The sequence below is a fragment of the Alteromonas antoniana genome (genome assembly GCF_019249295.1).
In the GTDB taxonomy this organism is placed as follows: Bacteria; Pseudomonadota; Gammaproteobacteria; order Enterobacterales; family Alteromonadaceae; genus Alteromonas; species Alteromonas antoniana.
Map to the genome: position 1 here is coordinate 35,552 of NZ_JAESDH010000027.1, position 18,608 is coordinate 54,159.

Here is an 18,608-nt window from a genome sequence, read left to right on the forward strand (position 1 = left end):
TATGGAAAAGACCTTCGAACCGCAGTCCATTGAAAAGCAGTGTTATCAGCAATGGGAAGAAGCGGGTCTGTTTAAAGCCTCTGGTGAAGGGCAGCCTTATTGTATCTTGCTGCCGCCTCCGAACGTGACCGGTAGCCTGCACATGGGCCATGGCTTCCAGCAAACCATCATGGACGCGCTAACACGCTACCACCGTATGAAGGGTGACAATACGTTATGGCAGGTCGGAACTGACCACGCCGGTATCGCCACGCAAATGGTAGTTGAGCGTCAGTTGAACGCCGATGGTAAAACCCGTCACGATTTAGGCCGTGAAGCCTTTATCGACAAAATCTGGGAATGGAAAGAGCACAGTGGTGGCACTATCACCAGCCAGATGCGCCGTCTAGGTACGTCACCAGACTGGGATCGGGAAGTGTTCACCATGGACGACAACCTGTCCAAAGCGGTGACCGAAGTTTTTGTGAAGCTTCACGAAGAAGGCCTGATTTACCGTGGTAAGCGGCTGGTGAACTGGGACCCGGTGCTACACACCGCGGTGTCTGATCTGGAAGTGCTGAACGAAGAAGAAGACGGCCACATGTGGCATATGCGCTATCCGCTGGCTGACGGCAGTGGTGAGCTTGTGGTCGCGACTACGCGTCCGGAAACCATGCTGGGCGATACCGCTGTTGCGGTTCATCCGGATGATGAGCGCTACCAGAGCTTTATCGGCAAAGAGATCAAACTGCCCATTACCGGTCGCTTGATCCCAATTATCGCCGATGATTATGTCGACCCGGAATTCGGAACGGGGTGTGTGAAGATCACGCCAGCCCACGACTTCAACGACTACGATATGGGTAAGCGTCACAGCCTGCCGATGATCAATATCCTGACTGCTGACGCTAAAATCAACGACGAAGCACCCGAAGCCTATCGCGGTATGGACAGGTTCGACGCGCGTAAGCAAATCGTGGAAGATTTGGATGCCAGCGGTAATCTGGTCAAAATCGACAAGCACAAGCTGAAGGTTCCGCGTGGCGATCGCACCGGTGCGGTTATCGAACCCTATCTGACAGACCAGTGGTATGTGGCCGTAGAGTCACTTGCTAAACCTGCCATTGAAGCGGTTGAAAGTGGCGAAATTCGCTTTATTCCGGAGAACTGGAACAAAACCTACTATCAGTGGATGCACAACATTCAGGACTGGTGTATTTCCCGTCAGTTATGGTGGGGACATCGTATTCCTGCATGGTACGACAACAACGGCAACGTGTATGTCGGCCGCACGGAAGACGAAGTCCGCGAGAAGCATAACCTTGGCAGCGATGTCACGCTGAACCAGGATGACGACGTGCTGGATACCTGGTTCTCCTCAGCGCTGTGGCCATTTGCGACCATGGGCTGGCCGGAGGAAACCCCGGAACTGGACGCGTTTTTACCGTCTTCAGTACTGGTTACTGGCTTTGACATTATTTTCTTCTGGGTTGCCAGAATGATCATGATGACCAAGAAGTTCACTGGCAAAATTCCGTTTAAAGACATCTACATAACTGGTCTTATCCGTGATGAGAACGGTGACAAAATGTCGAAGTCGAAAGGCAACGTGCTGGATCCTATCGATCTTATCGACGGTATTGATTTGGAGTCGCTGGTAAGCAAGCGAACGTCAGGCATGATGCAGCCACAGCTTGCCAAGAAAATTGAGAAGAACACGCGCAAGCAGTTCCCTGATGGCATTCAGGCCTACGGCACCGACGCGCTGCGCTTTACCTTTGCGGCAATGGCATCAACCAGCCGGGATATCAACTTTGATATGGGCCGGGTTGAGGGCTACCGAAACTTCTGTAATAAAATCTGGAATGCCTCGCGCTTCGTTCTGATGAACACCGAAGAGCATGACACCGGCCGTGACGGTGGCGAGATGACGTTAAGTCTGGCTGATCGCTGGATCTGGGCGAAGTTCCAGCAAACCCTGGTCGACTTCGAGTCTGCACTGTCTGACTATCGCTTCGATATTGCCGCGCAGACTATCTATGAGTTTACCTGGAATCAGCTGTGTGACTGGTATCTTGAGCTGACGAAGCCGGTATTAAACAACGATGCCAGTACTGAGGCGGAAAAACGTGGGACACGTCATACGCTTATCAATGTGCTTGAGCATACTCTGCGTTTACTGCATCCGTTTATGCCGTTTATCACCGAAGAAATCTGGCAGCGCGTCGCGCCGCTATCTGACGTGAAAGGCGACACTAAGAGCATCATGGTACAACCATTCCCGGTACAGGATACGTCACTGCAGGATGCGCAGGTACTCAGCGATATTGAGTGGGTGAAGAAGTTTATCGTGGGTATTCGTAATATCCGCGGAGAAATGGATATCTCTCCGAATAAACCGCTGAATGCGCTGCTGAAAAATGTCAGCGATGAAGATGCGCGTCGACTGGATGCCGCGAAAGCATTCTTAGATAAACTGTCCAAACTGGAAACCGTAACTATTCTTAAAGACGGTGAAACAGCGCCGCCTAGCGCCACAGCGCTGGTGGGGGATATGGAAATTCTGATCCCAATGGCCGGTCTTATCGACAAAGAGGCGGAACTGGCTCGACTGAACAAAGCCATTGATAAAGTTCAGAAAGACGTTAGCCGGACTGAAGGGAAGTTGTCGAATGAGAAATTTGTCAGCAATGCCCCTGAAGCGGTTATCGCCAAAGAGCGAGCGAAGCTGGAAGATGGTCAGAAACAGCTTGAGAAATTGCATGCTCAGGTAGAAACCATTCAGTCGCTTTAATCGCTTGCACTGAATAAGTAACAGCATAAAAAACGGCCGCATCTGCGGCCGTTTTTTTGTCTTTATTATATTCCCTGGTACGCCTGACGATAAATGGTCTCTATGTCATCCACTGTCAATGTGCGTGGATTGTTACGCAGCAGGCGTGTCACCTTGCTGGCGTCGATCGCAAGAGAAGGAATATCTTCCTCCGGAATACCGAAATGCTTCAGGGTGGCGGGTATTTCCACATCGCGACAGATCGTCTCAATCGCCTCCAGCACTAAAGCAACACTCTCTGAAATGGAGCGACCGTGTATGTCTAACTTCATCGCATTGCCAATATCAACAAAGCGCTTCTGGCTTACCACGGCATTGGCTTTCATTACATGCGGTAACATCACTGCATTGCTCATACCATGGGAAAGGTGATACCGGCCTCCGAGCGGATAGGCCAGCGCATGAACAGCGCCTACGCCCGCATTACCAAACGCGAGGCCTGCAAGCAAGCTGCCGGTTGCCATATCATCACGCGCCACTAAGTCATTGCCATTGGTAAAGGCTTTGGGCAGTGCAAGATAAATAAGCGTGATTGCTTTGATTGCCAGCGCATCGGTTATCGCACTGGCATTTACAGAAAGGTAGGCCTCTATTGCGTGTACCAGCGCATCAATACCGCTTGCAGCAGTGACCGTAGCGGGGCAACTTACTGTCATTTCTGCAGAAACAATAGCAACATCCGGTAGCAGGTACTCACTTACTATACCTTTTTTCAGCTGATCTACCGGGTCTGACAAAATCGCAATATTGGTTACCTCAGAGCCTGTCCCGGCAGTCGTGGGGATCGCAACAAGTGGAATATCGCGTGACGCAACATTATCTTCACCAAAAAGGGCTGAGATTTTACCGTTGTGTCCCATGGACACAGCCAGTACTTTTGCACTGTCTATAGCACTGCCGCCGCCGACCGCGATAATGCCGTCTACATCTTTGCCGCGAAGTTCAGCGACACAGTTTTCGATAACCGAGATCTCGGGTTCCGGCGGAATGTCATCGTAAACCAAAAAACTGTTCGGCTGGAGTTGATCGGTTACCATAGATAACCCACCGGACTGGCTCACACCCTTATCCGTAATGACAGCGGGCTTTGTCACGCCAAGACGGGACAGCTCGTCTTTCAGGGTGTTCACAGCGCCGTTGCCGGTAATTAATTTCTTTGCTGACTTAAAATAAGCTATCTGCATGTTATTCACTTTGCGTTGTGCTGCACGTGTTCACCAAGTGCCACAAACAAAATTCACTCGCTACCTGAGAAGTGTAACGTCTTACGTTTTTAGTTTGTTTAGCCGTGGCATGAGGTATTCGCTGGTTGAATTGATGACATAATGCGGCAATGGATGCAATCACTAATCGCCTATGACATACCGCGACTGACCTAAACGCAGCGTAATATGGAAGCATTATGCACAGGGTAGAAAATCGTGCACAGCGCGGTAGCGCCGAACCAGTGGCGATTTATCTCACACTCTCCGGAAGCTGATTTCGCTTTCTCAGAAACAGCAAAATAAAGGCAGATAGGATCGGCAGGGAAAAGTGGATAAAAAACATCACGGTTGTTATCAGACTGCGGTTCTGCGAATAGCGGCCGTGAGACAGTACGCGTGCTGTCAGCAACGTCATAACGCTCGCATAGACAAAAAGCAGTAGTAGCTCAATAGAGGTCCCCGTCTGCATTTCTACTCCCTGAATTTCAGAAGGGCAGTCATCATAGTCAGAGCGAAAGTTGTCGTCAACGACTCGCCTGACAGGAATACCGCTGGTACCCACAAAAAGCATTGCTCATCTAACCAGAACTTGCGCATTCGTATTACGTCATTCCTTTTGCGAAATCGTCGTCACGAATGCTCCTTGTGGTTCGCTCGCATAACTTGTGAAAGGGGGATTACGCTGGCAGGGCGTTGGCGGATACAGAGATCAGGAGTTCAGATACTGTTTAAGCGCTTTGCTGAGCGCCTCTCGTTTTATCGGTTTAGTAAGGTAATCGTTCATGCCGGCTTCCTTTGCCTGATGTTGATCTTCTTTCATCGCGTTTGCTGACAACCCAAGAATAGGTATTTCGCTGAAGCCTTTATCTCGAAGTTCCCGTGTGGCCTCGTACCCATCTTTCACTGGCATTTGCACATCCATCAGGATGAGGTCGTATACCGGTGAATTCATCACTTTTCTGACAGCCTGCAACCCATCTTCCGCGATATCGTATGTCAGGCCAAGGCTGGACAGTAGTTCTCCGGTCACTACCTGATTAATATTATTGTCTTCTACCAACAGAATATGCCCTTCAAGCTCAATGTGTTCTGTCTGGCTATCGTAAACCACGGGCTCAGATTCAATCTTATTCAGCTCTTTGATAAAACGTTCAAACTGAATAGGAGAGAAGGGATGTACAAGTACGGAGCCTCGCCAACCTTTAAGTAACTTTTCGTGGATAGCGCCAACCTGTGTGGCCATCACCAGTCCAACGCGAACGTTTTGAGTCTGCAGCGTGTGAAGGGTATCTATATTCGATTTCAGATCGGCGGGCTGATTGATGTCTACCAGCACGCAGGGTGGGTGATCTGAGATCTGTCCCAGAGTGTCCAGCGGCAAACCTGACTCGCGGATACCAATTAATTTGAGGTAGCTTCGGGACAATAGCGGCATGTCGCTGAAATATTGTGTGCCCTCGGGGATGCTGGGTATTCCCTCAAGGACCCCGGTTTGATTCTGAAATACGCGCAGGGGGATCATTACTCGGAACAGACTGCCTTTTCCGGGAGTCGATTCGACTTCAAGGCGGCCTTTCATCAGTTCGGTAAGTTGTTTTACGATGGTGAGACCCAGACCAGTGCCACCATAGCGCCTGTTCGTCGATCCATCAGCCTGAGTAAATGGCTGAAATATTCGCACTAACTGCTGATCAGACATGCCAATACCAGAGTCCTGAATCTCAATGACCAGATTAATCCGATTAGCGGCGTCGTTGCGTTGACCACGAAACACGATATTGATTTCGCCTTGTTCGGTAAACTTAACCGCGTTGGTACCAAGGTTCATTAAAACCTGCGCTAACCTGAGAGGATCACCTATCACCTGAGGCGGTAGCGAAGGCTCAACGTTCAGCTTGACTGACAGGTTCTTTTCCTGTGCACGCAGGGCGATAACCGCAATCAGATTGTCGAACAGAGAATGAAGTGAAAAGCTCACTTCTTCAATTTCCAGCTTGCCCGCTTCGATTTTTGAAAAATCCAGAATATCGTTTATTACCGTCATCAGGATCTGACTTGAGTAGGCGGCTTTATCCAGATAACTTCGCATCGTCGATGACATCGGTTGTTGCTGTGCCAGCTCGATAAGCCCGATTATGCCATTCATCGGAGTACGAATCTCATGACTCATGTTGGCAAGGAATATACTCTTTGACGCGGTAGCCTGCTCGGCCCGGAGTTTCGATTCCACCAGTTCTTTATTCAGCGCTTCCATCTGAATATTAGACTCTCTGGCCGCTTCAAGTAGCTGCTCGGTTTCGCGGTTCTTATCACTGAAAACATAGGCGGCTTTTGCCAGTTCACCGATTTCATCGTTGCGGTTGATACCCGGTATGGTTTTCAAATTCTCCCCCTCTGACAGGCGATTGAAAACTTCGGTAATGGAACGAACCGGGCCAAGAATTCTGACGATGGCAAAAATAGCCGCAGCCAGAGCCAGCAAAATTGCTATCAATGAAAACAATTCGCCGTTTGACTGGGCTGCATCTGCTTGTTGCTGGGTTTGCATGCGGATTTGATCCGAATAGCTGGCTACCTGCTCGGCCAGTTCACCGCTTAGATAAAGGAACTCGTTTGCAGAGCCCGCCATCACGACATTCACTAAGTAAAGGTTGCCCTGGGTAATTTGTGTAAGGTTAAAAAATCGGGCCTTGGCATTTTCTATTTGCGAAATCATCGTCTCTACCGGAAATGGCGCCCCCGCTTCAAGCTGTGTCTGCATCAACTGCATGGCCGAATTAAACGCGGTAATGTGCTTAAGACTGGGTGAAATCAGGTATTGCAGAGAAGCACTTTCTGCGGCATCCAGCTTCAGGCTTAACTCATTAATATAGGAAGCAGGCACGCTTTCTGACGTGGCCAAGGACTGCAGCAACTTACGCAATTCCAGAATGTCAGTTAATGAGCCGGAGCGGACCAAATTATCACGTTTGGTCCGCGCCTCGATCACATCTATGAAGTTTTCCCGATAGTTCTCCAGATGTGAACGCATCCGACTGAGCACATCGTCATCTGAAGTGTTGCCTGTAGACGTGCCGGGTGACTCGCTTAGTTGTTGCAACTTGTCTTCAATTGACTGCATCAGTCGCTCGAAACGGTTTACTGCAGACAGACTTGCCGTTTCTTTAAAAATCAGAACATTGCGCTGTAAATCCAGTACATCCCGTTCCAGTTCCTTCACCAGGCTGACATCATTAATTGCCTGCCTTGTTAGCTCCAGACCATCATTCAGCACCTGTTGATTCTGACGGGCAAGCATACCCTGGATTAACAGCAGTGAAACCAGCGCTACCAGTACAATAATGAGTTGCGTACGAATTGACGACATTACGCGCTTTCCTGTTTACGAAGTAATAAACTCATACCACTTTTGCAGGCTGTATTCATAGGTAGGCATTACTGTATTCCAAACAGCAACATTACTAAACCGGCTTTCATAACTTCCGCCGCTGCGTTGCTCACCTTTGCTTACAGACGGTTTGCCGTCAGTCCCGAGTAAGGTTTCTGCAGCCGGCTTGCCCTGATACCAGTAATCCCATTCAGCCTGGGTAAGGTATTGGGCTGAACGTTGCGGATTTGAAATGTAGTACCCCTGTCGGGCGATAAATGCGCCGGGCCAGCCTGACAACCACCAGTTCATGTATTCATAGGCGGCATCTTTATTTCTGCCTTGCGTCGCAGCAGAGAGGCACATTACTCCGTGCCAGCCCCGATATCCTTCTTTCGGAGCGGCAAAGCGAACGGGGATCTGCTGTCCGTTTAGTGCAGAAACCGCGGGTGAGAACATGCTTTCAATTAACACTCGTCTGCTTTTCATAAAGTGAACTGATTCAGGTACCGAGGTCCAGAAGCCGCTAAAATGATGTAATTGCTTCAACTCAATCAGGATGGTGAAAAGCTCATCCAGCTCCGACTCTGTCATCGCGCCGATATCGTCAAACTGCATAAACCCTTTAGCCTGAGCGGCAAGGGCAAGATCGAAAAGCCCGATAGTGGGGTCATTGACTACACCTACCTGGCCAGAGAACCGGCTGTCTAACAGCCAGCCCCAGCTTTCATTATCGATTTCGATACCCTCAGGAAGACGGCTGGTATCGTAACCAAACGAATCAACATTATGCACATAGGGAAGAAAGCTGATGACATCGGTATGCTGTGTACCCAGAGTGCCATCATCCTGAATATTTAGAATTTTATGCGGGGCATCTCCCGCGCCCATTCTGGCGTTCTCGACGATTTTCCCTGTTTTGCTCAGTGAGTTGATTTCGTCCCAATAACGCAGACGCTTCTTTTCAATAGGCTGAATTGCCCGTGAACGCCACAAAACGTTGATGCTGTTTGACCACTGTTCGTATAGATCAAAGCTGCCGGGGTTCATAGAAGCTTTCTGAAGTACTGCTGCACTGCCATTTGGCTCAAACAGCAGGTTGATGCCAAGGTCCTCCATCGCACGTTGACGCAATATTTCCTGAAGCGTCACATGAGTACCCATCACTCTCACCGTCGGTTTGGGCTTTCCAATAGCAAAGGGCACACAGCCCGCCGCAAGGCACAGCACACCGCCTTTTAAAAGTGCGCGGCGTCGGCGGTTCATACTTTTAGCGCTAGAGGAAGTAGAGCGATTCATCAGGCCCCGCAGTCAGAATAAGTACAAGTCTGAGTAGTTTGGCACTGATTTGCTGATGTTTCCAAAATATCCACCTTTAATAACAAGAGTTTCATGTCTGGGGTGCGTCAGAGCTTATAGATCTCTGTAGCAGGGAGCGGGAACACACCGATTCTGATTGCATTATCTAAAATATTGTCTATAGTGATATCAAATTGATATCACTATTAGGGTGTGTGATGAACGAAAAACAAGGATTTTCCATTAATGGTTACGTGATGGCGCTGGTGGTATTGCCAATCTGTCAGTTGCTTAGCGTGTATTGGTTTATTCAGCAGGCAGGAGTTGTACCCATGGTTGCCATAATTCTGGTGGCGGTGCTCTGGCCTGGCTTTTTTATGGTGCAGCCTAATCAAGGCAAAGTGCTGACACTGTTTGGTAGTTATGTGGGCACGGAGAGACGGGACGGGTTGCGCTGGACGATACCACTGTTTTTGCGTCGAACCGTGTCGCTACGGATACGAAATTTCGAAAGTGCGAAAATTAAAGTCAATGACAATCAGGGAAATCCTATCGAGATTGCAGCCATCATCGTATGGTCGGTCACCGATACGGCTGAAGCTGTGTTTGAAGTTGACGATTACGAGAGCTTCGTGACCATACAGAGTGAATCTGCGATCCGCCATATGGCCAGCAGTTTCCCTTACGATCCCCGTGACGACGAACAGGCGGAAGTAGCATTGCGCAGTCATCCATCGGAAATTTCCGACAGCCTGCAAAAAGAAATTCAGGCACGATTGGCCAAAGCCGGCATTACCGTGCATGAAGCACGCATTAGTCACCTTGCGTACGCACAGGAAATTGCCAGTGCCATGCTACAACGCCAACAGGCCGCTGCAATTATTGCCGCTCGCTCACAAATCGTCGATGGGGCGGTGGGTATGGTTCAGATGGCACTAAATAAATTGTCTGCAGATAATATTGTTGAGCTCGATGATGAGCGAAAAGCGCATATGGTCAGTAATTTATTGGTTGTATTGTGTGGTGATAAAGCGCCGCAGCCCGTAGTTAATTCGGGCAGCTTGTACTAAACACGCATAGCGTCGGCACAGCAATCAGGGGAGCAACTCACCTGGCGCGGTCAGTCGCTCAGGAAACTTGACTTGCCTGGGACTGTCGACGCTGCTATCGCTATCAGCATAGTGTGCTGTTTGACTACCATTTCATGCTGCGTCAGGTAGTGCTGGCGACAAACCGCCACACCGGGGAAATCATGGCAGATAAAAAAAAGGCGTATCCACTACGTATTAACGAAAAAGTCCTTGCCGCGATGCAGCGGTGGGCGGACGACGAACTGCGCAGCGTAAACGCACAAATTGAGTATGTGCTGCGTGATGCGTTATTAAAACATAAGCGAATAAAGCTCACTGAGAAAGTGATAACCGAAGTTGAACTGCAGGACAAAGACGCAGACGGCCAGGATAAGTGACAACGCTTGCGACTATGGTTAGTGAGACAGTAAAACAGTGAGCTACTAAAAAGGTTACATTGTGAGGTTGTAAGGCAGCGCGACTCGGGGGCCACCGCGCTACTGCCTTGTGTGTGCTTACTAAGCGCATCCTGCGCTGCGTTGCTCGTCATTTATTTGGTCTTACTAAACCCCACGCCTCGTGCCTTGCTCAAAACCCGCTTAGGTCGCACAAACATTCGTATGTCAAACGTCAACAGACCTACGATATTGCGTTTCGCAAGGCGATAACGGTTATTGCTTTCTGCGGTATAACGCGACACCGAAGAGGCCCAGCAGGGCAGGAATGAACAGCGCACCACCATGCTCTTCCACCACCACAACGGTTTCTTCAACGACATCATAATTTTCGCTTTCCAGGCTAACGTAAGCCAGATCGGCATCCCAGTACCCATCAGAGGCGGCTACCAGCACATCATGATCGGCATCATACAGTTCGATAAGGATCTCGTAATCGTACGGTGGAAAACCGGATACCAAATCGCTTTCAATAATGAACGCATCGTTGCTGTCGTCACCATAAATATTGAATACCGATGTGACATGTATCGAGTCGAACACCTCATTTTTGCCTAAGTAGATAACGGCATAAACGGGAACCTGAGAAAATACCGTGTCAGCATCAAATTCAACATTTAAGGTGGTGTAGTAACCGTCATAATCGTAATCGTTCTGTACAGTTACCCAACTGTCGTATATCCAGAACTCTGTATCGTTCAGCGACTGACTACTTTCTCTGGATTTGCCTTTTATGGTTTCCAGTGCCTGCTTCTTCGTCGAGATGCTTGCGGTAGTTTGCACCGTCGATGTTTTTACCGGTTCTTTGAACTGATACTCTTTCGTCGTGACTTTGATATCTTCAGCCAGCACTGCTGTGGGACCCGACAGTGTAAGTATGCCGGCCGCGATGAGTAATTTCGTAAACGTTAACTTTTTCATAACTCGTTCCTCTTCGGAAAATCCCTTTCGGGTGACGTTATGGCAAATTGTGACGCTAACAACATGAACGAAAACTGAAACGAAACTTAATTTTCTGAAAGCTGCACGACGCCTTGCAACGTTCAATACACAGAATGGCGGGTATTTTGAAGCTCCCCGTGGAGTGAAGATCGTAGTGGGTACGCGCAGATTTCAACGATATTTCGGTAATTGCAAGGAGGAAGCAATGACGCGCTGGCGCAGAACGCCATTTTTCAGGAGTGAAACTACATGACAAATTGTAGCCTGCAGGGTAACGGCTTATGAACTATTGCTGCTCTTCGGCATTCAGCAGCACGCTATATTCCGGGCTGAGTATCAACCTCGGTATTTTCAGTTAAACAGTGAGGGCTGCTGAATACTCAAACGTCAGTATGCCAGCAGCAGGCGCATCTTAATCTACGGTCGTTTGACTGGTCCCTGCACCGCCAGTGACCGGAGAGTAGTGTGATGCTCTGACCTTCCAGTTACCGTCTTCTTTGATGTATACCTCAGTTACCCGCGTAAAGTAATGTGACACCTTTTCGCTGCCTTTGGGGTGAAAACTGCCTTCTGAGTAATACATTGCAACGGCATACTTGCCCTCTTCAAGCGTAATCACTTCAATATGTTTGGGCTGCAGCCCGAACGATTCGAACTCAGCATCCGGCACATCAGCGGGGATATGGTGGAGTAGGCCACCACTGGACCAGAACTGATGAGAGCCCGCTTTAGGGATACCACCGCGGGGTGATTTGAGGTTTTTCAGCGTATAGGCATTGTCGTCTTTGATAAGTTGGGTAATTTCATCGGCGGTATCGGCAAGGACAGGTCCGGCAAAAAGTGCTGTGCAAAGTGCAACAGGAAGTGAGAACTGCGTTATTGATGTGGACATGATGTGTTGTTCCATCAGAGTAAGGAGACTGAGTGTAGGTGGTGAGTCAGTTTTTTGCGTTAGATTGTTTTTATCGAAAAACAGGAGGGGTTAGACGATGTGATGATTGTGGTGGCTGGTTATCACGCCACACTTCGCTGAAGCGTCTTTTTTCCAGCAAAGGGGCTGTGAGCATCAAAAGAGGTTTCTGAACTAAAATGCCTGAGAAAGCGTTTGGGGTACTGTCTTACGACGCTGTTGCTCAATTCATTGTATTAAATCGGTGCAAATGAGCCAGCAGTCGATCGGGAAACAGTATTGAGGCTTCAGTAACGAGTGAGTTTATTTGCTTCTCGCTATGGATATAATCACTTGTAACGTACATGAGTTTATAAACAGGCAACGTGTGGGTATCGCAGGTGCTTTTATCCGGACTGCTTCAGGATTCGCTGAGGTCTAAAAACTTATTTGTATCTCTTTTGGAAAAAGCGCGAACGCCCTTAAAAGTAAGCCTTTCTAATCGGAGGAAGAGTCAAAAATTTTATCAAAGGGGATAATGTCACGGTCGCCTTCGGATAGACCGCTGAGATACTTCACATGCTGATGCTGTTTTGTGGGATCCAACCGGATACTCCACAAGGGGTTGATGCCTTCGACTTGCGCAGAATAACGCAAGTCGGCAATTCTGTCAGAATGTTGCGGATCAACCACCAGCCAGTTATTAGTAAACCACCTGAATCGGTTGACGTCGTTAAATTGAACCGAATCTTGCTTGATTTCAGGAAAATCGCGTTCCATGTTCAATTTTTGTACCGTCGGGCCAGGATAAACTCTGGGTTCCCCAAAAATCGGTACAGCCACCGCGTTGACATAATATCGTCCACCCGCTTCATGCAACGTGCGCCACACAATCAGATTGCCAATAGTGGGCATAGCCTTGATCCGATCCACCTCGAAGGAGCCTTGTATAACCTGTTCCTCAACCGTCTCTAGCGCCCGTTGGTGTTGAACTGCACCAAATCCCATGTACGCCATAAAGAACCCCACCGCAGCGCCGACTCCTGTTTTTGTATTGGTAACACAGGTGAAAATGATGCCAATTAACAAGGGAATAGTGACGAAAAAGTCTATGATACCGATGAGATCCCATGCCACCCGGTAGTCAGTAAAAGGCCAAAACAGTTGTGTTCCGTACGACGTGCACGAGTCAATGAGTCCGTGTGTCGCATACCCAGCTGTGGCGTACCAAAAAATGGGGCTAAACGGCTGTTTTCGGTAAAACAGCAGCCAAAAAAATGCTGCAACGATAAGACCGCCGAACGGAATAAACACTAATGAATGCGTAAATTGGCGATGTAACTCCAGTGCAAATAGCGGGTCCTGGCTGGACTGTAGAAGGATATCTAAATCGGGAGCCATACCAGCAGCAGCCCCAACAAAAGCAGCATGCTTCAACTTCTTTCTATTTTTCGCAACAATCAATGCTGCCGATGCCCCTAAAACCCATTGAGTTACCGGATCCATTACTTCTCTATAAAGTCTCTATTTGGTTACTATTCACTTGTACGATCAATTTACGTGTTTTAGATTGAAATAGCCTGCAAGTGTGAAGGTAACTTCAGACTGCTCGGTTTTGACTGCAGTGCTTTGCGGTAATCCATCGCTTCTGTTTCCACAGTGATAACTATGATTTTTTCTTCATGCTGGCGAAGTAGGGGCGACTCTGATGAAGTCATTGCTTGCAGGGAGCGCGTTGAAAAAGTCGCTATTTCGTATAGTAAATAAGCCCAAACTCACCTCATTAAGGCGGTGAATTACTATGAAAAAGCGCGCCGGTTTGGTGAATGGCCAATCTGCAGTTGCGATTACTTTTCTTCCAAAACACACTATAGTCTAAGTACAGGGTTTGAAGTCCTCATTCACTTTCACGAATGGATATCATCATATGGATCTCCGGTTTACTGGCTTCAGGTTTACGCCATACCTGTTGCTTCTCACTCTCTGTCTTCTGATATGCGGTGCTGACAGCGCCGCCAATCCACTGTCAGAAAGGAACCTTCCTGAAGGAGAATTACTGTACACCGATGGCACTGATGCCTATTACGGAGTGTATCTTACCGACAGCTTTGAAATTTGCCCGCATCTGGACATCACAGATAAAGATGTAACGCTTCGGGTAGTGGCTTTTCGTAAGGCCGCACCGGACGGTACGTTGGTTCGTTTCCAACCGGCTACCGTTAAGGATTATCACGGTAACCCCATTGAGGGAAAACGCTATGACCATAGTGAAGTAGCGTTAATTAATCAGCATATTATTGATGTTGTTGATGAAAAATATCCCAAACGCAGGAACAAAAACTACCTCAGGATATTGGTTTACGCTAAAGGCGAGTATTTTAGTGGCACCCCGGTAAGAGGACAGTTTGAAGATGCAGATCTGGAAGCGCCTGAAATGTGGGTGACGGTGTTGAATTTTGAGCGGAAAAATGAGAACTCGCCGATGCGTCCCGCTTATGAAGCCCGAGGAAATACGGGGCTGCCAAAAACACGATTTGCAGCGGGCACGCAGGACCTCAACAGAAAACCGCTAGCTGCCGATGTCGCGGCTAGCCGGGTGCAGCGTAATGCGTTGAAGGTAGTGCCCGAGCCAGTTGTCAAAACTGTTTCTGTCAAGCAGGTTGTGAAACATCAGGAGTTCTGGGATCGCCTTCAATTCAGTGGCACTGTGAAAGCGGTATTTGAAGGGGATTTTAGCATCGCCGCCTCCGATACATTTAAAGTCTATTTTTCAGCTATGCAATGGGCCTATTCAGACTCCTGTAAGCAGTATTTACCCGCCGGTTCGGTGAAACGGGGCTACATATCGCAAAACGTTTACAGTGATGGTTATCGCGATGCACCAATAGAGCGTAGTGCGTTTATCGCGCCGCAGTACGTAATCTATTACGATGCCTATGCCCAGGATGTATCCAGCGCCATGCGGAAGACAAAAAATACCCTGCAATCTCAGGCCAATACCGCCATATCCAGAGGCGTCGGTTTGTTTGACATGTTGAAGTCGGTGGTAAACAACGAGCCTATACATCAGTTAAATCGCTTTATCGCTGCCGCTGGTGGATGTGAAACCGCTGCCGTGTACCAGTTACGGGAAAACTACTTGCGTGCGGCAAAAGGCCAGCCTTCACTACAGGAGGCTAAGGTAGAACTTGCTAATGCTGTGGCTGAAAGCGCGCCCCCGCCACCCTCGTTATACGGAGCGTGTAAAGATACCAGTGACGCTACGAAAAAATACTGTTTGTGTTTTGAACGTGAAGCGCTGAAGGTGCTGACGAAAAGTGAGAGGCAACGTTTTGAAGCGGATTTGGATGAATACTACAAGATAGTACAACGTATAAGCAATCAGCCAAGACCGCCAGCCTCAGACAGAGCATGGGCTTTGAGTGATATCCGGACAAGGTGCTACTAGTGGAGCATTGTCGCGATGACGAAAGTGGTGACAAAAGAAGCTCTGCTTACAGTTAATTTTTAGTTTTTTGTTTCTGATTAAATTCCCGTAAAACGTATTTGTCGTTTTGGATAGCGTAAGAGCGCCTGCAAATAAACGATCTGTGCTGAGCATAAAAATCACACCTGCTGATGTTACTAACGACGATGCCTCAAAATGAGTATTGCGTTACGCTTTCCATTCAGGCTCACAGCACAAAAGTGACAGTAAAGTACGAGCAGTAGCAATAATGCAGGTGTCAGAGGGAAGTGCGGGTAGGCAAAGCAATAAAGGTCGGCGACAGGCGGTTATCACGCTGTCGCCCCTTTTTAATGAAACGGAATTACTCGAAATCGCCTTCGTCGTCCATTTCATCGTCGCCGCGTGGCATAAAGTAAGTGCCCCAGCCGTCGTAGTGCACGCCATGTTTGTCCGCAATTTTTAAAAGCGCGTCGGTGTCCTTGTCCAGCGTTTCGCGGGATAGTTTGCGCTCGACAATCGCGTCAAAGCAGAAAATCGTGCCACCATCATCAAGCATAAGTTCTTCGGCATCCGTTACCTCAAAGCCTGCCTTAAACGCATCAACGGCGGCTTTTTCCAGCACGTCAAAATCATTCGAGGCTAAATGGTGTTCAATCGAGTAGTTGGCATCTGCCTCACTGCCGTCTTCCAGCAACGCGTCAATGGTTTCCTGATTAAACTCGTACCACTCTTCTCTTTCGTCAAATTGGCTCATTGTCATTATTCGTTTTGAAATTCTGCGCCAAGTTTAACTGGTTTTATCCATTTCAGCGACACGTGCATCCAGCTCAGCTTGCTTTTCTTTCATGCGAGCATGGAAAAACTGCATCCATTCCTTAATCGTTTTGTCATCGGTCATTTCTACCGGTTCATCGATGCTGATAAGCACGGTGCCGTTATTCCAGCGGTTCCATTTTACTTTTTCGTGCATGTTACTGGCGGTGACCATCACTACGCGCTCCTGCGTGGTTTTTGCCAGCCTGAATGCACCTTGTTTGAAGGGGAGCAGGCCACGTCCATTACTTCGTGTGCCTTCCGGGAACAGCCAGACCGATGTGCGCTTTTTCTTTATCTTTCTGGCTGCAATATCTAACGTTCCGCGCGCTTTACCCGAATTCTTTCGGTCGATCATGATATTGCCGGACAACCAGTAAATCTGGCCAAACACCGGGATCCACTTCAGGCTTTTTTTACCTACCGTGACAACCCCGGGCTGAGCTGCTTTACTGATGGTAATGATATCAAAGCTATTCTGGTGATTGGCAATATATACGTAAGGCTCGTCTGCTTTCAGCTTATCGGATTTTTCCATCACGATTTTAAGGCCAACGATACGTGCCATTGTCGAATAAGCACGGCCTGCAAAATTAACATTGTCCTTATGAAAAGGGCGGGCAATGCACACCAGCAGTACCACCAGATTAATGATAAGGAAAGCAGCAAACAGAACAATAATGCGGATAAGTGCGAGCACGGGGTCTCCTTTTTCAGATTTGCGGCGCAGTATAAGGGAAACCATGCCCTTCACATGTCCGATCAGTCGTGATGTTGTTTTTTCGCGTTCTCTGGCTTAGAAAAAGTTAAAGCTGGAATTCGCGGTACCGATAGTAAAATGATATAAACTTCATCAGCGTTCTATTCTCTTTTTAAGCGGTAAAGCACCATGCAGATCTTTGTTCCTGAAGAACTTGAAGACGATATCCTCACCGATTTGATGGAGGAGATTAATGAGCTCTACGAAGCCAGCGAGCAAACGCTGATCGAGCTTGAGCTGCGGCCGGAAGATAACGAGCTTCAGCGCGCCTTATTCCGCTCAATTCACACCATCAAAGGGGATTTGGGGCTGGTAAACTTTTCCCCACTCATCCCTTTGCTACAGCATGTAGAAGACTTGCTCGACTTTCTTCGTAAGGGACAGGTGGAATACACCAGCACCATGAGCGATCTGGTACTGCTGACTATGGACCGTGTAAAAGCTTTCGTTGAGTCTGTGATGGCAAACGGGAAAGCCGAATACGACGCCAGATTGCACGAACAACTGGTTTTGGCTATCGACAGAGTAAAACCGGATAACCATAAAGAGCATGAGCGGCTTCTTACCGATGCCGTACTGCTATTAAATCCCGCGCTGGATGTCAGAGAGAATGATGCGGGTGAGCCTGAAGTCGTAAAGCCACCAACACTGGCAACTACGGCCTTACCGAAGGACATGAGTTCAGAGAAGAAGCTGGATATTCTGTTCTTTCGCGATCTTATGCAGACCATCGAACACCGCTCTAACTACTGGGCCGGGCGTGGCGACCGTATTGCCAAGCTGGCGCTATACATTAACGAGCTTGCCGGCAGCCCGATTGAAGAAGATCAACTGGCGGTTGCCTGTTATGTCCACGATTTTGGAATGGCATTCATGCCGCTGAAATTGCTGCATAAATCAGAGCCGCTGACGGATATCGAGTTTAATCTGATGCGCTCTCATGTCTACAAAAGTTCACGCTTGCTGGAACACCTGGACCAGTGGGACCTGGCACGCAAAATCGTGATGCAGCACCACGAACGCTCTGACGGCACAGGTTATCCGCTGGGCCTGAAAGAAGATGATATTTGTGACGGCGCTAAGCTGCTGGCAATTTTAGACACTTATGATGCAATGACCCACTCACGTGCGCACAATAAAGAAAACCAACTTTCAAAAAAACAGGCTGTGATCCAGATAAACCGTTCTGCGAAAGGGCAGTTCAGCATGAAGTGGGTGCGCTTGTTCAATCAGGCAATGACAGGGCTTCTCACGAAGGGACATTCCTAGGCCTAGGGACGATGCGAAATAAGTCTGTAGCCACTCAGCGAGCCCTGAAGCATTCAGTGGTGAAAAGACATTACCGTCTCTCATGGTGGGTTGCCATTTCGGCATCGTGATAAAAATCATGGCCAGCAGTGATGCTGACATTGCAACCGTATACGGTACCTACAAAAAAAGCAGGAAAATGAGATCCTGCTTTTTTTGTAAGATGTGTCCCGTCCTGAAATACGTAGACATAAAGAGGACTTCTTTATGACAACTTCAAGTAATCAAAGACCTAAGCGC

14 protein-coding genes are annotated in these 18,608 nt (G+C 48.4%); 5 read left to right on the forward strand and 9 right to left on the reverse strand.

Annotated features, from left to right (window positions below; genetic code table 11):
* Position 1: 1 nt before the first annotated feature.
* Positions 2 to 2,773, forward strand: coding sequence for a valine--tRNA ligase (locus JKP77_RS18510; RefSeq protein ID WP_218312650.1), 2,772 nt, complete (start codon positions 2 to 4; stop codon positions 2,771 to 2,773).
* A 65-nt stretch (positions 2,774 to 2,838) separates the two neighbouring features.
* Here the strand turns inward: JKP77_RS18510 and JKP77_RS18515 are convergent, their stop codons facing one another.
* From JKP77_RS18515 to JKP77_RS18530, 4 genes are all read right to left on the reverse strand, one after another.
* Positions 2,839 to 3,996: an iron-containing alcohol dehydrogenase gene (locus tag JKP77_RS18515; protein WP_218312651.1), complete on the reverse strand. Its 1,158-nt coding sequence runs from the start codon at positions 3,994 to 3,996 to the stop codon at positions 2,839 to 2,841.
* 271 nt (positions 3,997 to 4,267) lie between these two features.
* Positions 4,268 to 4,588 carry a hypothetical protein gene (locus tag JKP77_RS18520; protein ID WP_218312652.1) on the reverse strand — a complete coding sequence of 107 codons (321 nt, stop codon included), beginning with the start codon at positions 4,586 to 4,588 and terminating at the stop codon, positions 4,268 to 4,270.
* A 138-nt stretch (positions 4,589 to 4,726) separates the two neighbouring features.
* Complete coding sequence (locus tag JKP77_RS18525; RefSeq protein ID WP_218312653.1) at positions 4,727 to 7,384, reverse strand: hybrid sensor histidine kinase/response regulator; 2,658 nt, start codon at positions 7,382 to 7,384, stop codon at positions 4,727 to 4,729.
* Positions 7,385 to 7,399: 15 nt separating this feature from the next.
* Complete coding sequence (locus JKP77_RS18530; RefSeq protein WP_246601279.1) at positions 7,400 to 8,683, reverse strand: ABC transporter substrate-binding protein; 1,284 nt, start codon at positions 8,681 to 8,683, stop codon at positions 7,400 to 7,402.
* 218 nt (positions 8,684 to 8,901) lie between these two features.
* On the opposite strand from JKP77_RS18530, the gene JKP77_RS18535 reads away from it, so the two are divergent.
* Entirely contained in the window at positions 8,902 to 9,753 is an 852-nt protein-coding gene (locus JKP77_RS18535; protein WP_218312654.1) for an SPFH domain-containing protein, read from the forward strand.
* 182 nt (positions 9,754 to 9,935) lie between these two features.
* Positions 9,936 to 10,151 (forward strand): type II toxin-antitoxin system antitoxin, encoded by a 216-nt coding sequence (locus tag JKP77_RS18540; RefSeq protein WP_218312655.1) that lies wholly within the window; start codon positions 9,936 to 9,938, stop codon positions 10,149 to 10,151.
* 273 nt (positions 10,152 to 10,424) lie between these two features.
* Here the strand turns inward: JKP77_RS18540 and JKP77_RS18545 are convergent, their stop codons facing one another.
* The 3 genes from JKP77_RS18545 to JKP77_RS18555 all read right to left on the reverse strand — a co-directional run bounded on the left by JKP77_RS18545 (position 10,425) and on the right by JKP77_RS18555 (position 13,545).
* Positions 10,425 to 11,129 carry a choice-of-anchor H family protein gene (locus tag JKP77_RS18545; protein WP_218312656.1) on the reverse strand — a complete coding sequence of 235 codons (705 nt, stop codon included), beginning with the start codon at positions 11,127 to 11,129 and terminating at the stop codon, positions 10,425 to 10,427.
* 433 nt (positions 11,130 to 11,562) lie between these two features.
* A complete protein-coding gene (locus JKP77_RS18550; protein WP_218312657.1) occupies positions 11,563 to 12,042 on the reverse strand; it encodes a Cif family virulence factor in 480 nt (159 codons plus the stop codon).
* Between the two features lie 495 nt (positions 12,043 to 12,537).
* On the reverse strand, positions 12,538 to 13,545 hold the full coding sequence (locus tag JKP77_RS18555) for a metal-dependent hydrolase (protein WP_218312658.1): 1,008 nt from the start codon (positions 13,543 to 13,545) through the stop codon (positions 12,538 to 12,540).
* A gap of 421 nt (positions 13,546 to 13,966) precedes the next feature.
* Here JKP77_RS18555 and JKP77_RS18560 point away from each other — a divergent pair, with 421 nt between their 5' ends.
* Positions 13,967 to 15,487 carry a hypothetical protein gene (locus tag JKP77_RS18560; protein WP_218312659.1) on the forward strand — a complete coding sequence of 507 codons (1,521 nt, stop codon included), beginning with the start codon at positions 13,967 to 13,969 and terminating at the stop codon, positions 15,485 to 15,487.
* A 361-nt stretch (positions 15,488 to 15,848) separates the two neighbouring features.
* Here JKP77_RS18560 and rraB read toward each other — a convergent pair whose 3' ends face one another.
* Complete coding sequence (gene rraB, locus JKP77_RS18565) at positions 15,849 to 16,241, reverse strand: ribonuclease E inhibitor RraB (protein WP_218312660.1); 393 nt, start codon at positions 16,239 to 16,241, stop codon at positions 15,849 to 15,851.
* 33 nt (positions 16,242 to 16,274) lie between these two features.
* Positions 16,275 to 17,000 carry a 1-acylglycerol-3-phosphate O-acyltransferase gene (locus JKP77_RS18570; RefSeq protein WP_218312661.1) on the reverse strand — a complete coding sequence of 242 codons (726 nt, stop codon included), beginning with the start codon at positions 16,998 to 17,000 and terminating at the stop codon, positions 16,275 to 16,277.
* 189 nt (positions 17,001 to 17,189) lie between these two features.
* Between JKP77_RS18570 and JKP77_RS18575 the strand changes: the two genes are divergently transcribed.
* Positions 17,190 to 18,329, forward strand: a complete 1,140-nt coding sequence (locus JKP77_RS18575) for an HD domain-containing phosphohydrolase (RefSeq protein ID WP_218312662.1) — start codon at positions 17,190 to 17,192, stop codon at positions 18,327 to 18,329.
* Positions 18,330 to 18,608 lie beyond the last annotated feature (279 nt).

Excerpts from the sequence above, each read along its gene's own strand:
- JKP77_RS18510 (WP_218312650.1), top strand. The coding sequence starts at position 2 with ATGGAAAAGACCTTCGAACCGCAGTCCATTGAAAAGCAGTGTTATCAG.
- JKP77_RS18515 (WP_218312651.1), bottom strand. The coding sequence starts at position 3,996 with ATGCAGATAGCTTATTTTAAGTCAGCAAAGAAATTAATTACCGGCAAC.
- JKP77_RS18520 (WP_218312652.1), bottom strand. The coding sequence starts at position 4,588 with ATGCTTTTTGTGGGTACCAGCGGTATTCCTGTCAGGCGAGTCGTTGAC.
- JKP77_RS18525 (WP_218312653.1), bottom strand. The coding sequence starts at position 7,384 with ATGTCGTCAATTCGTACGCAACTCATTATTGTACTGGTAGCGCTGGTT.
- JKP77_RS18530 (WP_246601279.1), bottom strand. The coding sequence starts at position 8,683 with ATGAATCGCTCTACTTCCTCTAGCGCTAAAAGTATGAACCGCCGACGC.
- JKP77_RS18535 (WP_218312654.1), top strand. The coding sequence starts at position 8,902 with ATGAACGAAAAACAAGGATTTTCCATTAATGGTTACGTGATGGCGCTG.
- JKP77_RS18540 (WP_218312655.1), top strand. The coding sequence starts at position 9,936 with ATGGCAGATAAAAAAAAGGCGTATCCACTACGTATTAACGAAAAAGTC.
- JKP77_RS18545 (WP_218312656.1), bottom strand. The coding sequence starts at position 11,129 with ATGAAAAAGTTAACGTTTACGAAATTACTCATCGCGGCCGGCATACTT.
- JKP77_RS18550 (WP_218312657.1), bottom strand. The coding sequence starts at position 12,042 with ATGTCCACATCAATAACGCAGTTCTCACTTCCTGTTGCACTTTGCACA.
- JKP77_RS18555 (WP_218312658.1), bottom strand. The coding sequence starts at position 13,545 with ATGGATCCGGTAACTCAATGGGTTTTAGGGGCATCGGCAGCATTGATT.
- JKP77_RS18560 (WP_218312659.1), top strand. The coding sequence starts at position 13,967 with ATGGATCTCCGGTTTACTGGCTTCAGGTTTACGCCATACCTGTTGCTT.
- rraB (WP_218312660.1), bottom strand. The coding sequence starts at position 16,241 with ATGAGCCAATTTGACGAAAGAGAAGAGTGGTACGAGTTTAATCAGGAA.
- JKP77_RS18575 (WP_218312662.1), top strand. The coding sequence starts at position 17,190 with ATGCAGATCTTTGTTCCTGAAGAACTTGAAGACGATATCCTCACCGAT.